Origin of the sequence: Neoakkermansia glycaniphila (assembly GCF_900097105.1) — a bacterium.
Lineage (GTDB): Bacteria > Verrucomicrobiota > Verrucomicrobiia > Verrucomicrobiales > Akkermansiaceae > Akkermansia > Akkermansia glycaniphila.
In genome coordinates, this window is the sequence record NZ_LT629973.1 from 1,880,774 (window position 1) to 1,892,977 (window position 12,204).

Genomic DNA, 12,204 nt, shown 5'->3' on the forward strand with positions numbered 1-12,204 from the left:
GTTGTGTGGACCGGGCGGAGTGCAGTGGGATCAGAGGTAGCGGAAGTAGAGGTAGATGCCCGCCATGACGATGGAGAGGAGCATCAGGGGGAAGGCGATTTTGAGGTATTCGATGAAGCTGACTTTGAGGCCCCGTTGCGAGGCCATGCTGAGGGCGACGACGTTGGCGCTCGCGCCGATGATGGTGCCGTTGCCCCCGAGGCAGGCTCCGAGGGCGAGCGCCCACCAGAGCGGTTCGAGGTTGGCCATGCCCATGGTTCCCATGTCCTTGATGAGGGGGATCATGGTGGCGACGAAGGGGATGTTGTCGACGAAGGCGGAGAGTAGGGCGCTCATGCTCAGGATCATCATGGTGCTGGAGGTGGTGTCTCCCTGGGTGACGGCCATGGCTTCGGTGGCGAGCATGTTGATGACGCCGCAGTGTTCCAGCCCGCCGACGAGCATGAAGAGGCCGATGAAGAAGAAGATGGCAGTCCATTCGAGGTGGCCGAAGGCGCGGTTGAGGATGCGGGGCTTGTCCGCCAGCGTGAGGAGCATGAGGAAGGTGGCCCCCCAGAGGGCGACGGTGCCGGATTGCAGGTGCAGCGAGCCGTGCAGGGTGAAGAGGGTGAGCGTCATGGCGAGTACGAAGAGGCAGCGGCGCAGCAGGGCGTGCCGTTTGATGGCTTTGCGGGCGTTGAGCTGCATGACTCGTTCCTTGAGGGCCTGCGTTGTTTGGAGGTCTTTCCGGTAGATCAGTGCGAGAATGAGGATGGTGGCGATGAAGATGAGTGTGCAGATGCCGCCCAGGTTGGTGATAAAGGCCATGAAGTCCAGTCCGGGCACTTTGCTGCCGATCATGATGTTCGGCGGGTCGCCGATGAGGGTGGCCGTGCCGCCGATGTTCGAGGCCATGATCTGGGAGATGAGGAAGGGGCGCGGGTTGACATGGAGCTGGCTTGTCATTTTGAACATGACGGGTACCGTGAGCAGGACGGTGGTGACGTTGTCCAGAAAGGCGGAGCAGACGGCGGTGAGGGTCGCCAGCAGGATGAGGAGCCAGAGGGGGTTGCCCTTCGCCAGATGGGCGGCTTTGATGGCCAGATAGTTGAAGAATCCGGTCTGCCCGAGTACGTAGACGATGATCATCATGCCGACGAGCAGGCCGAGGGTGTTGAAGTCGATGGCACTTAATGCCTGGTCCTGCGAGAGGATGCCCGTGATGACCATCAGCATGCCTCCAAACATGGCGGCGATGGTGCGGTGAATGCGTTCCGATACGATCAGTGCGTATGAGCCGATAAAAATGGCAATGGCCAGCCAGGCAGTGAAGTCCATAAACAACGAAGCGTTGAGCACGGGGTGCCGTGTTGGGAGGAAGAGGAAGGCCCAGCCCCGGCAGAGCATGCAAGCGCGTTATTCCTAGCAGGAAGCGGCGGGGGTGTCAAGATGGCTTTGGGGCATGTCGCCGATTGAGGCGATATTCTGCCTGTTTGGGTGTTGTTCGGCATATTGTGCTGTATGGCAATGGATGATGGTTTTTTGTTGTGCATCCGGTACGATCCTGTACAGGGGGCTGGCGGATGGTGGCCGGCTGCTGCCGGCGGGGGCTGAAATGGTACTTGACTTCACCGGGGCATGGCCTTATGATGACCTGCACCCAGATCATTTATGAATGACCGTAGAATTGTAATTACAGGCATTGGTGTCCTCTCCCCGCTCGGCAACGACCTCCAGTCCACATGGGAAGCCATGAAGGCCGGACGCAGCGGGATCGCACCCATCACGCTGATGGATACGACGGACTATCCCGTGAAGTTTGCCGGTGAAGTGAAAGATTTCGATCCCACTCCCTATTTCAAGAAGAATCCCCGCGATGCTCGCCGCGTCGACCGTTTTGAAGCGTTTGCGCTGGCCGGAGCCGCGATGGCGATGGAAGATGCCAAGCTCGATCTCGATGCGGAAGACAAGACCCGCATCGGCGTGATGATCGGCAGCGGTATCGGCGGTCTCGGCATCCATTCCGAAGAAGCCGAGAAGCTGTTCAAGGGCGGACCCCGCCGCGTGTCTCCCTTCCTGATCCCGTACATGATCACGAATATGGGCGCAGGCCTCGTTTCCATCGAGTACGGCCTCGGCGGCCCGAACATGAGCATTTCCACCGCGTGCGCCACTTCGAACCATTCCATCGGTGAAGCATGGCGCATCATGAAGTTCGGCGATGCCGACGTGATGATTTGCGGCGGTGCCGAAGCGACCATTCTTCCGATCGGTCTTGCAGGTTTCGCCAATATGAAGGCTCTCAGTACCCGCAATGATGAACCCGAACGCGCCTCCCGCCCCTACGATGTGGATCGCGACGGTTTCGTGATGGGTGAAGGCTGCGGCATCGTGGTGCTTGAGACGCTTGAGCACGCCCAGGCGCGCGGCGCGCGCATTTATGCGGAAATCGTCGGCTACGGCCTCAGCGCGGATGCCTACCACCTGACCTCCCCCCTTCCCGAAGGCGAAGGCGCGAGCCGCTGCATGCAGATGGCTCTCGACCATGCTGGCATGAAGCCTGAAGATGTGGATTACATCAATACGCACGGCACGTCCACCCAGCTGGGCGATGTGTGCGAAACGAAGGCGATCAAGCGCACGTTCGGCGATTACGCGAAGAACGGCCTTGCCGTCAGCTCCACGAAGTCCATGACGGGCCATCTTCTCGGAGCGGCCGGCGGCATCGAACTGGCTGCCTGTATCATGGCGATTCAGGACGGTGTGATTCCGCCCACGATCAATGTGGACAATCAGGATCCCGAGTGCGATCTTGATGTGGTGCCGAATGTGGCCCGCGAGGCCAGGGTGGATGTCGCTTTGAGCAATTCCTTCGGTTTCGGCGGACACAATTCGTCGATCATCGTCAAGCGCTTCGAGGCCTGACGCATTTTTTGCAGCCACTTTGCCCAGTGTGAGGTGGCTGCACTGTTTCCCGGGATAATTCCATGTTCCGCCATTCTCCAGCCCATGCGAAACGCCATGACGCCCTTCTTTTCTGGTGGGCCGTCTGGAGTTGCCTCGGCATGGTGGCCGTCTGCACGCTGTTCGGGCTGGGTGTGTTCGCCGAGTGGACGGAGGGGTTGGGATGTCTGTTTACCGGCAATCCGTTTTATTTGGAGCCTTCCGCGATGAATGCCCCGGTGATGTCGCCGGGAGTTGCGTTCACGGTGGCTTTGCTGCTGGTTTTCTATACTGTGGTCGTGATGCTGCGCGAGCCTTCGCGCCTGCGGCGGCTGTGCGTCTGGGCCGGGATGCTGAGCGTGCTGGCTCTCACCTGTATGGTCGGCGTGCTGTGGGATGTTTATTTCAATGTGCTGAGTTCCGTGACGGCTGTGGCCGTGGGCGGGTTGGGCGCGCTGTTTTCTCCCGGTATCCATGCTTCCGCCCACGCGGCGGATGCGCTTGCCGAAGAAGGGAAGAAAGAGGATGAAGGCTCTTGATTATCCGCAACCTGTGCAGGAGCTGATCGCTTCCCTGAAGAAGCTGCCGGGCATTGGCAGCCGTGGGGCGGAGCGTCTTGCGCTGTGGTTGCTGCAAGGCGGCAGGAGTACGGGGAGGGAGCTGGCTTCCGCTCTGGTTGCCGCCGCGGATTCCGCCGGGCGCTGCCCGGAGTGCGGTTTTTTTAGCTTGGAAGGGCAGCGGTGCGCCGCCTGTGCCGATCCCGAGCGTGACCGGCGTATGTTCTGCGTGGTGGAGCAGCCGACGGATGTGCTGCCCGTGGAGCGGTGCGGCGTGTACCGGGGGCTGTACCATTGCCTCGGGGGCAAGCTGTCTCCGCTGGATGGGACGATGCCCGAAGATCTTTCCGTGGAGCCTTTGTTGCGCCGCGTGCATGAGACGTCCGGCTGCGAGGTGATTCTGGCGATGGGGAGCGATGTGGAGGGTGAGGCGACGGCCTTGTATCTGGCGGAGACGCTTGCGTTGCTGCCCTGTACGGTGACTCGGCTGGCGCAGGGGATGCCTGCGGGAGCGGGGCTTGGCCATGCGGATGCGGTGACGCTGATGCGGGCGATGGAGGGAAGAAAGGGGGTTCTTTGAATGGACGCAGGGCATGCCGGTTCGGCGCGCCGCAAGGCATGCAGCTTTTTGATGGTGGCTCACGGGGGCGATGATCTGCTGTGGGAGCGGGATTTATGCCCGTGCACCGCTGTGGCCGCGGAGGACGGGCCACACAGGATTTACCGCGCATTCATGCGCAGAAGCGTTCTGCAGATGCTGGACGGTTTGCCTCCGGCCGATGTTCCAGTGGTCGTGCTGCCGTGGTTTTTGCAGAGCGGATGGATTGTGCGGGAGAATTTGCCGAGGGCTTTGGCTCATGCCTATGAGTCTGTCGGAGAAGTTCCGTCTTTCGTGATTCGCCCTGTGCTGGGCGGCGATCCGTTTTTGGCCCGTATGGTGGCGGATGCGGTGGTGGAGCGCATGAGGCCGGGCGATGCGCTGCTGCTGATGGCCCATGGGAACCGTTCTTCGTTCGGGTTGCCTCCTGAGCCCGAGTTGGTGCTGGGGCGTCTGCTCGATGTGGCGGCGGCGCGATTCGGCGAGCGGCCGGAGGGTACTGTGGCCTGTTTTGACGGTGAACCATCCGCTGCGGATGTGGTTTCCGGGTTGGGCGCAAGGAGGATCGCGGTGCTGCCCTATTTGATGGCGAATGGGATGCACGCGCGGGAGAGTATGCCCGGCAGTGCGCTGGGGGCTGCGCTCGGTTGCGAGTTCGAGGTGTTGCCGCCGATCGGCGTTTTGCTGCGCCGGAGGCTGGCAGGGGATGTTCTGCCGCTGCCGGAGGTTTGGCGCGTGTGAGGGGAGAGCCCTTTTTTAATGCCGCAGGTCGGCAAGGAGTTTGATGGCGAGGGCGGCTACGCTTTCGGGGTCGTTTTGCGGGCCGCGGGCGACGATGCGCCGGGGGATGCCATGGGGTGAGATGTGAAGGACGCGCAGGACGATGGTTTGTTCGACGATGCGGGCATAGGCTCCGACGGGGGTGGAGCAGTCAGCACCGAGGAGGCGGAGGAATTCGCGTTCGGTGCGGGCGCAGGTCATCGTGTCGGCATGGTTGAGCGGGGCGAGGATGTCGAGGACGCGGCGGTCGCCCTTGCGTACTTCGATGGCGATGATGCCCTGGCCGACGGCGGGCGGGAAGGAGTCCCGCGGGAGGTCGTGGACGGTGAGGGTGGCGCCGTCGATGGTGAAGGTGGGAGAGGTGTAGCCGAGGCGAGTCAGTCCGGCGCGGGCGATGATGATGCCGTCCAGCTCGGGATCGGCGGCCAGTTTGCGCAGGCGGGTGGGTACGTTGCCCCGCAGGTCGCGGCAGCGTGCGGTGCCGCCCCAGTAGGCTTTGGCGAGTTCGATGCGGCGGACGCTGCTCGTGCCGAGGCAAAGGCTGTTGATGTCGCACCCCTGTTTGAGGATGAGTGCGTCGTGGATGTCCGCGCGGGGCAGGACGGCGGCGAGTTCGAAGCGGGGGTCGAGTTCGCCGGGCATGTCTTTGAGGCTGTGGACGGCGCAGTCGATGGTTCCTTCGGCCAGAGCCTGTTCGATTTCCTTGATGAAGACTCCTTTGTCGATGATTCCGCTGGCTGCGGCGACGGCGGGCAGGGGGACATCCGTCCGTTCGTCGCCCAGGGTGCGGATGATCCGGCGGTTCAGGGAGAGGCCGGGGGATGTGGAGGAAAGCTGTTCTTCGACGAGTTCCGTCTGGCGCAGGGCCAGTTCGCTGCCGCGGGTTCCGATGGTGAGGGTGGTGCTCATGGACGATGGTGGAGGGATTCGATCAGGTCGTTGCGGTTTTCGTGGATCCAAGTATCGATCATCAGTTCGCAGTTGGCAATCTCTTTTTCCCGGTTCTTGCGGGTTTCGTTCGCCAGCTGGCTCATGGTGTCGATGTCGTAGACGTGTACTCCGTCCACATCGGCGCATACGGGGTCGATGTTGCGCGGTACGGAGAGGTCGATCAGGAAGTGGGGGCGCTGCCCGCGGCGTTCCTGAATGGGCTGGATGAGGGAAGGGGTGATGATGTAGTGGGGGGCGGCGGTGGAGACGATGACGATGTCGATCGTTTCGAGGAAGGGTATCCATTCGTCGAAGCGGATGGCTTTGCCGCCGATGCTTTGCGCAAGTTCGAGGGCGCGGTCGAAGGAGCGGTTGGCGACGAAGATGCTTTCCGCGCCGCGCGATTTGAGGGCCTGCGCGGTGACTCGGCTGACGTCTCCCGCGCCGACGATGAGGACGCCGGCGCCCGAGAGGTTGCCCAGGATGTTTTCCGCCATCTGGACGGAGGCCGCGCCGACGGAGGTGGGGCCGACGGTGATTCTGCTGTTGCTGCGGACGTATTTGCCGAGGGTGAAGGCGCGCTGGAAGATGCGGTTGGAGCGGCCGCTGGTGAGCCGGGCTTCAAGGGCGGTGCGGTAGGCATCCTTGACCTGGCCGAAGATTTCCGTTTCTCCGACGACCATGGAGTCAAGTCCGCTGACGACGCGGCAGAGGTGGCGCAGGGCGTTTTCTCCGTGTTTGAGGTAGAAGTGGGATTCGAGGTCCACACGGTCGGCTGCGCTGCCGAGGAAGTAGTGGAGTATGAGGTGGGCGGATTCCCGTGGCTGTTTCGACCAGAAGTAGACTTCCACGCGGTTGCAGGTGGAGAGGAGGACACATTCGTCCACGAAGGGGATTTCCCTGAGTTTGGCACCCGCTTCGGCAAGGGCCGTGCGGGGGACGGAGAATTTTTCGCGGATGGAGACGGGCGCCGAGCGGTGGTTCAGCCCGAGGCAGAGCATGTCCAGCATGGGTTCTAGTCCTTCTTTTGATCGCCCAGCGTGCGCTCGATGACGGCGTATGCCTGATGGTTGTGAATGGATTCGAAGTTTTCGGCCTCGACCCGGTACCAGCTGAAGGCGTTGTACGATTCGGTACGGATGGCGATGTTGCGCACGAGGTCTTCGACGAAGACGGGGTTGTCGTATGCCTTGTCCGTGACCCATTTTTCATCCGGCCTTTTGAGCAGGCTGTATACGGGGCAGCTCGCGCATGCTTCGATGAGGTCGATGAGGTCTTCGATCCAGACTGGGCCGGAGGTGAAGCGGACCGAGTAGGTGACGATGCCGCGCTGGTTGTGCGCGCCGCGTTCGCTCATGGCCTTGGAGCAGGGGCAGAGTGTGGTGACGGGTACGGTGACGGTGAGAAGGAAGTCCACAGGTTCACCCAGACGTTCGTCGATGACGAAGGAGACGCCGTAGTCCATCATGCCTTCCATGCCGGTGACGGGTGCCGCCTTGCTGCGGAAGAAGGGGAATTCGATTTCGACATGGGCCCGCTTGGCTTGCAGGCGTTCCAGCAGTTTGCCGGGAAGCTGGACGGCGGAGTGTACGTCCAGATGCCGCTTGTGGTCCTGAAGGACTTCGACGAAGCGGCTCATGTGGGTGCCTTTGAACTCTTCGGGCAGGTCGACCGCCAGCGAGATGGTCGCTACGGTGGATTGGCGGCGATGCTCCTTGTCGCGTACGACAATGGGGTATTTCAGGCCTTTGACGCCGACTCTGTCAATGGATACCTGCCGGGTATCGCGTTCGTTCTGCGTATCCTTGAGTTCTTTCATGGCACCTGTCGGATGGATGGAAACGGGAGTTTGCCCTCGTTGGACAAACTCCCGAAAAAAGTCAGCAACCTGCCGAAAATTCCCTTAAGTTTTCTTAAGGAAGGAGATTGACGGCACGGGCGCGGCGGATTTCGCGAGTGATCTTGCGATGCATTTTCGCGGAGACGCCGGTCACGCGACGGGGAAGAATCTTGCCCGTTTCGGAGGTGAATTTGGAGAGGAATTCCGGGTTCAGCATGTCCACGGCATCCTTCGGGATGTCGAGGCGACGACGAAGCATCGTCTTATTGCACGTACGGAAACGGATGCGGCGTTGGACGCTCTTGAATTCGTTGATCATATTGCTTGGTGAGTTGCAGTTGAGCGATTAGCGCATTTCGCGATGCAGAGTGCGGCGCTTGAGGAAGGGGTTGAATTTGACCTTCTCAAGGCGGCCGGGCGTGCGCAGGCTCTTCTTGTTGCGAGTCGTGACGTAGCGGGACGTGGGCTTGCCTTCAGCCTTCGCTTCGGTGCATTCGAGGATGATGATATCTCTGGGCATAATTGCGTATTGATGAATGTGCGGGGGCAGAGTATACACTATTCGGCGTCATCGTCAAGAGAAACTGTAGATTCGACATCATTTTGTACTCCCGCGTAGCCGACGAGGCGGGAATCCTGAGGCCGAAAACGGGCGGCGGTGCCGTGTTTCTTTTCGTATTCTTCCTGGCATTTGACGGTGAGGCGGCAGTACGGCCGTACTTCGAGTCTGCCTTTGGGGATGAGCTCGAGGGACATTTCGCAGATGCCGTAGGTGCCGAGGCGGATGCGCTCCAGTGCGGCATCGATTTCGTAGAGGGTTTCGCGGTCTTTGGCGAGGAGGTTCAGGGTGAGGTCGCGGTATTCGGCTTCGGAGCCGGCGTCTGCGGTGTGCTGTCCATTGGCGGATGCGGCGGCGGAGTCTCCCGAGCGGAGGGTGGAGCGGGTCGTTTCCGTGACGGTAGGAAGGATTTCATCGCGCAGGCGCATGAGTTCGTCTTCCTGCTGGGCGAGGAATTTTTTCCAGGTGCGGTCTGCTTTGAGGATAGCTTGGGCTTCTCGGATTTTCCGTCTGCGCTCTTTTTCCTCGGCTGCCGAGACGACGCTGTTATCCTTGGCGGGAGCTGTTTTCGGCGCGGCCGGCTGTGTGTTCTTGGCGGATGCGGCAGGCTTCCGGGCCGTGGACGGTGTGTTTTTGGGTGTGGCCATGGTAAGGAAGGATGGTAGGTATATGGATGGTTTTGATCGGGAAACGACGGAGTCACCGCTGTGGACGACACTGTAGTACGTACCAAAAATGACGAAAATGTTCAAGGTGAAATGATGTTTCGTGTGTCTTATTTTTTTTGGCACAAAAAAATAGGAGTGAAAGTTAGCGCTTGTCAAGAGGACGGAAATGTGGCAGTCTCTGGGGCGACCTCTCTCTATTTATCTGCGCGCACTATGAAGTTATCCATTATCGGCACCGGCTATGTAGGCTTGACCACAGGCACCTGCTTCTCCGAAGTAGGGCACGAAGTCGTTTGCGTGGATAATAACCGGGAGAAGGTGGAAGCCCTGCTGCGCGGCGAGATTCCGATTTACGAACCCGAGCTTGAGGAGCTGGTGACGAAGAACGTGAATGCCGGGAGGCTTCGTTTTACGACCAGCATTCGCGAGGGGGTCGAGAATAGCGATATTATTTTCATTGCGGTGCCGACTCCTCCCCAGCCGGACGGTTCCGTGGATCTTTCCTTTATCGAAAAGGTTTCCCATGAGATTGCCCTGTGCCTGACTCCGGAACTCGGCTACCGCATCATTGTGGACAAGTCCACCGTACCCGTCTGCACGGGCAGCAAGGTGATGCAGACGATCAAGCGCTACGCACCCGCCGGGGTGGATTTCGATATCGTGTCGAATCCCGAATTCCTCCGTGAAGGATGCGCTGTGCAGGATTTGCTGAATCCCGACCGCATCGTGATCGGCGCCGATTCCCAGCGCGCGATGGATATGATGAAGCGCGTGTACCAGATGTTCCATGCGCCGATCGTGGAGACGGATCTCAGTTCTGCCGAGCTGATCAAGCATGCGGCCAATTCTTTCCTGGCTCTCAAGATTTCCTATATCAACGCCGTTTCCGCCATTTGCGAACGCAGCGGAGGCGATGTCGAACTCGTCGCCCGAGGCATCGGGATGGACAAGCGTATTTCGCCCCACTTCCTTGCCGCAGGGCTGGGTTATGGCGGTTCCTGCTTCCCGAAGGATGTGAAGGCTTTCATCCACATCAGCGACGATCTGGGCGTGCCGTTTACCCTCTTGAAAGAGGTGGAGCGCATCAACCAGACGCAGCTCGACCGCTTCATGAACCGCCTGCGCGAGAAGCTGTGGATTCTGCGCGATAAGCGGATCGCCGTCTGGGGGCTTGCCTTCAAGGAGAATACGGACGACGTGCGCGAGTCCGTGGCTGTGAACCTTTGCCGCCGCCTGTGCGAGGAAAAGGCCATCGTGTCCGCCTTCGATCCGAAGGCCAACGAGACGGCTGCCCGCGTGCTGGGCGATGCGCCCGTGACCATCTGCGACGATATGTACGAATGCGCCCGCGGCGCGGAGGTGCTGATTATCGCAACGGAATGGAAAGAATTTGCCAATGCCGATCTGGTGAAACTCAAGGAGCTGATGCATCTGCCGATTATTTTCGACGGCCGCAATCTACTCCATCCGGCCAATGCGGTGCATGCCGGGTTCGAGTACCACTCGATCGGACGCGCATCCGTTTACCCTGAGAAAAAACAGTAATATAAAGGGCTCGTAGTTCAATGGATAGAACATCGGTTTCCGATACCGACGGTGTGGGTTCGATTCCCGCCGGGCCTACCACTGCTTCCTGACGGAAAGGTGGTTGATCGGATTGTTGCAGGGCGTTTGCGTGACGTGGGGAAGAGTTTTGATCTGCATCGAATATGGATAGGCCGTTGAAGCTTTTGGGTGAGTATTTTCTGATGCCTGCGCTGGATTCCGGCCAGCGGGAGTGGTTGAAGCTGGAGCTTTGGCTGGATGGGGAGAAGGCGCGTATTTATCCGAGGCTGTATGCGCGGGATGAGTTTCGCGTCGTGTCCGGCGACGATGAGCCGCGAGAGTTGAAAAAGTGGTTCTGGTTTGAGGAGTGCGGCTGGTTTCTGCCGTGGGGATGTGCCGTGCTGACTATCTCGGAGGAGGAAGCGGTATGCATCGTGCAGGAATATGTGGAGCGGCGTATGCGGGGGGAGGATGTGCCGGAGGAGGTTCAACGCATGCTGTATGAGGAGCGCTGATGGTTGTGTTCAAGAAAGAGCGGTGCGAGCTTGTCGAGCCGGAGCCGGGAGTATGGAGGCGGACGGTGCTTTACCGCGAGTTTCAGGGGGAGAGGGTTCTGTGTGTGGAGGAGTCGCTGGTTTCTTTCGATTTGCGGCCGGTCGGCGTGTGTTATCCGAGCCGGTGCCCTTGCTGGGTAGTGGATGATGCCGTGATTCGGGATGCACAGGATGAAGGCGTTTGACCGTGATGCATTTGTTTCCTTGATGTGGTGGTCTTGTACCGGTTTGGGGTCAACATCAAAATCGGTGGGAAGAGAAATTTTGGAGAAAGAAGCATCGATTAAATGCCCCGCATTCGGCCAGTATACGCAGACGGTAGTTTTCAAAGTTGAGATACCCGTACGCCTGCCCTGAATGAGGTTCATTTTTCTGTGGAATTCCTCTGTGATTCCATTGTTTTGACGATGCGTCAAGATTAAGTTATTTAATTTTATTGAAAAATAGGCTATTTTTATTAATATTAAATAAAATATGGAATTGATATTTTTAACCTTTACCAGACTAATACCGAAAGGCATGATCGCAGGGATGCTTTTGGCAGGGGCTGCGTGGGCGGACGATTCCGCGGCTACGGCTGCGAAGGCGGAGAAAGCGAAATCTCCGGAGGAGCGTATTTTCCCGTCGGCTCCGTGGAAAAAGCTGGATGTTGCCGTGCCTCTGGTCGGAGAAGGTGGGCCGCCTCTTTGGAAAGAAGGTGAAATACAGGAAGATACGGGAGAGCTCATGCTTTCCCAGCGGTTGCAGCGGGCCGATGAGCTGCTGCTGGTCTGCTATTTCGAGTCGAAGTATGTGCCGCAATACAATGCTCGAAATGGAAAATTTACATGGCGATGGAGAATCCATTCAAGAGGTCGCGTTGTGCAGGCTCTTCGCGGAAAAATCCCGGTGGGGAGCATCATTGAAGTGATACAGGCGACAGAAGAAACGCCGCCCGGCACATCGTACACCCGAAAGGATTTTGTCGCCAACAAGGTTCAGGAGAAGACCGTTTCAGAGCCTGGGGTTCTCGTGTATCTTCTGATGGAGCGCGAGGAGGTGAAGAAGGAAGGAGGCATTTACGTGTATCGTAAGTTGGATTACCTGACGGAACGCCCTGCAAAATTTTACACCGAAGATCTTGGACGTTTCATCAAGGTTCGTCCCGCCAGCATCGTGGAAGAGAGCGTGCATGCCAGGCTTCTGCCGGGAAGGTGACGGTTCTTTCAATCAACACACTGCCGACATGTGCAGTATAACACAGAAATAAAA

Annotated in this window: 15 protein-coding genes and 1 tRNA gene; 9 read left to right on the forward strand and 7 right to left on the reverse strand. The window is 59.1% G+C overall.

The features are described 5' to 3' along the window. Nucleotides 1–30: 30 nt before the first annotated feature. The gene (locus PYTT_RS07805) at nucleotides 31–1,317 is read right to left on the reverse strand and encodes an ArsB/NhaD family transporter (protein ID WP_067774519.1); all 1,287 of its coding nucleotides are present in this window, start codon (nucleotides 1,315–1,317) and stop codon (nucleotides 31–33) included. A 333-nt stretch (nucleotides 1,318–1,650) separates the two neighbouring features. Here PYTT_RS07805 and fabF point away from each other — a divergent pair, with 333 nt between their 5' ends. From fabF to PYTT_RS07825, 4 genes are all read left to right on the forward strand, one after another. Further along, complete coding sequence (gene fabF / locus PYTT_RS07810) at nucleotides 1,651–2,904, forward strand: beta-ketoacyl-ACP synthase II (protein ID WP_067774456.1); 1,254 nt, start codon at nucleotides 1,651–1,653, stop codon at nucleotides 2,902–2,904. Nucleotides 2,905–2,966: 62 nt separating this feature from the next. Continuing rightward, complete coding sequence (locus PYTT_RS07815; RefSeq protein WP_067774453.1) at nucleotides 2,967–3,461, forward strand: hypothetical protein; 495 nt, start codon at nucleotides 2,967–2,969, stop codon at nucleotides 3,459–3,461. After that, on the forward strand, nucleotides 3,397–4,059 hold the full coding sequence (gene recR, locus PYTT_RS07820; RefSeq protein ID WP_245741021.1) for a recombination mediator RecR: 663 nt from the start codon (nucleotides 3,397–3,399) through the stop codon (nucleotides 4,057–4,059). Before PYTT_RS07815 ends, recR begins: the two co-directional genes overlap by 65 nt. 153 nt (nucleotides 4,060–4,212) lie before the next feature. Continuing rightward, complete coding sequence (locus tag PYTT_RS07825) at nucleotides 4,213–4,818, forward strand: sirohydrochlorin chelatase (RefSeq protein ID WP_172801789.1); 606 nt, start codon at nucleotides 4,213–4,215, stop codon at nucleotides 4,816–4,818. A gap of 15 nt (nucleotides 4,819–4,833) precedes the next feature. Here PYTT_RS07825 and hemC read toward each other — a convergent pair whose 3' ends face one another. From hemC to PYTT_RS07855, 6 genes are all read right to left on the reverse strand, one after another. Then, a complete protein-coding gene (hemC, locus tag PYTT_RS07830) occupies nucleotides 4,834–5,766 on the reverse strand; it encodes a hydroxymethylbilane synthase (protein ID WP_067774440.1) in 933 nt (310 codons plus the stop codon). After that, nucleotides 5,763–6,797: a glutamyl-tRNA reductase gene (gene hemA / locus PYTT_RS07835; protein WP_245741022.1), complete on the reverse strand. Its 1,035-nt coding sequence runs from the start codon at nucleotides 6,795–6,797 to the stop codon at nucleotides 5,763–5,765. Before hemA ends, hemC begins: the two co-directional genes overlap by 4 nt. Before the next feature lie 5 nt (nucleotides 6,798–6,802). Beyond that, a complete protein-coding gene (folE2, locus tag PYTT_RS07840) occupies nucleotides 6,803–7,606 on the reverse strand; it encodes a GTP cyclohydrolase FolE2 (protein ID WP_067774431.1) in 804 nt (267 codons plus the stop codon). 94 nt (nucleotides 7,607–7,700) lie between these two features. Next, nucleotides 7,701–7,886: a 30S ribosomal protein S18 gene (rpsR, locus tag PYTT_RS07845; RefSeq protein ID WP_067774515.1), complete on the reverse strand. Its 186-nt coding sequence runs from the start codon at nucleotides 7,884–7,886 to the stop codon at nucleotides 7,701–7,703. Between the two features lie 87 nt (nucleotides 7,887–7,973). Next, nucleotides 7,974–8,147 (reverse strand): 50S ribosomal protein L33, encoded by a 174-nt coding sequence (rpmG, locus tag PYTT_RS07850; protein ID WP_067774429.1) that lies wholly within the window; start codon nucleotides 8,145–8,147, stop codon nucleotides 7,974–7,976. A gap of 38 nt (nucleotides 8,148–8,185) precedes the next feature. After that, nucleotides 8,186–8,833: a TraR/DksA family transcriptional regulator gene (locus PYTT_RS07855; RefSeq protein WP_067774427.1), complete on the reverse strand. Its 648-nt coding sequence runs from the start codon at nucleotides 8,831–8,833 to the stop codon at nucleotides 8,186–8,188. A 234-nt stretch (nucleotides 8,834–9,067) separates the two neighbouring features. Between PYTT_RS07855 and PYTT_RS07860 the strand changes: the two genes are divergently transcribed. The 5 genes from PYTT_RS07860 (at nucleotide 9,068) to PYTT_RS07880 (ending at nucleotide 12,150) form a co-directional block, all read left to right on the forward strand. Continuing rightward, nucleotides 9,068–10,399, forward strand: coding sequence for a UDP-glucose dehydrogenase family protein (locus PYTT_RS07860; protein WP_067774425.1), 1,332 nt, complete (start codon nucleotides 9,068–9,070; stop codon nucleotides 10,397–10,399). Nucleotides 10,400–10,405: 6 nt separating this feature from the next. Then, nucleotides 10,406–10,480: transfer RNA gene (locus tag PYTT_RS07865), tRNA-Arg, on the forward strand. A gap of 83 nt (nucleotides 10,481–10,563) precedes the next feature. Further along, nucleotides 10,564–10,914, forward strand: a complete 351-nt coding sequence (locus tag PYTT_RS07870) for a hypothetical protein (RefSeq protein WP_067774423.1) — start codon at nucleotides 10,564–10,566, stop codon at nucleotides 10,912–10,914. Continuing rightward, nucleotides 10,914–11,138: a hypothetical protein gene (locus PYTT_RS07875; protein ID WP_067774420.1), complete on the forward strand. Its 225-nt coding sequence runs from the start codon at nucleotides 10,914–10,916 to the stop codon at nucleotides 11,136–11,138. The genes PYTT_RS07870 and PYTT_RS07875 overlap by 1 nt, the downstream gene beginning before the upstream one ends. Nucleotides 11,139–11,427: 289 nt before the next feature. Continuing rightward, complete coding sequence (locus PYTT_RS07880) at nucleotides 11,428–12,150, forward strand: hypothetical protein (RefSeq protein ID WP_067774417.1); 723 nt, start codon at nucleotides 11,428–11,430, stop codon at nucleotides 12,148–12,150. Nucleotides 12,151–12,204 lie beyond the last annotated feature (54 nt).

Excerpts from the sequence above, each read along its gene's own strand:
- PYTT_RS07805 (WP_067774519.1), bottom strand. The coding sequence starts at position 1,317 with ATGGACTTCACTGCCTGGCTGGCCATTGCCATTTTTATCGGCTCATAC.
- fabF (WP_067774456.1), top strand. The coding sequence starts at position 1,651 with ATGAATGACCGTAGAATTGTAATTACAGGCATTGGTGTCCTCTCCCCG.
- PYTT_RS07815 (WP_067774453.1), top strand. The coding sequence starts at position 2,967 with ATGTTCCGCCATTCTCCAGCCCATGCGAAACGCCATGACGCCCTTCTT.
- recR (WP_245741021.1), top strand. The coding sequence starts at position 3,397 with ATGCTTCCGCCCACGCGGCGGATGCGCTTGCCGAAGAAGGGAAGAAAG.
- PYTT_RS07825 (WP_172801789.1), top strand. The coding sequence starts at position 4,213 with ATGCGCAGAAGCGTTCTGCAGATGCTGGACGGTTTGCCTCCGGCCGAT.
- hemC (WP_067774440.1), bottom strand. The coding sequence starts at position 5,766 with ATGAGCACCACCCTCACCATCGGAACCCGCGGCAGCGAACTGGCCCTG.
- hemA (WP_245741022.1), bottom strand. The coding sequence starts at position 6,797 with ATGCTGGACATGCTCTGCCTCGGGCTGAACCACCGCTCGGCGCCCGTC.
- folE2 (WP_067774431.1), bottom strand. The coding sequence starts at position 7,606 with ATGAAAGAACTCAAGGATACGCAGAACGAACGCGATACCCGGCAGGTA.
- rpsR (WP_067774515.1), bottom strand. The coding sequence starts at position 7,886 with ATGCTTCGTCGTCGCCTCGACATCCCGAAGGATGCCGTGGACATGCTG.
- rpmG (WP_067774429.1), bottom strand. The coding sequence starts at position 8,147 with ATGCCCAGAGATATCATCATCCTCGAATGCACCGAAGCGAAGGCTGAA.
- PYTT_RS07855 (WP_067774427.1), bottom strand. The coding sequence starts at position 8,833 with ATGGCCACACCCAAAAACACACCGTCCACGGCCCGGAAGCCTGCCGCA.
- PYTT_RS07860 (WP_067774425.1), top strand. The coding sequence starts at position 9,068 with ATGAAGTTATCCATTATCGGCACCGGCTATGTAGGCTTGACCACAGGC.
- PYTT_RS07870 (WP_067774423.1), top strand. The coding sequence starts at position 10,564 with ATGGATAGGCCGTTGAAGCTTTTGGGTGAGTATTTTCTGATGCCTGCG.
- PYTT_RS07875 (WP_067774420.1), top strand. The coding sequence starts at position 10,914 with ATGGTTGTGTTCAAGAAAGAGCGGTGCGAGCTTGTCGAGCCGGAGCCG.
- PYTT_RS07880 (WP_067774417.1), top strand. The coding sequence starts at position 11,428 with ATGGAATTGATATTTTTAACCTTTACCAGACTAATACCGAAAGGCATG.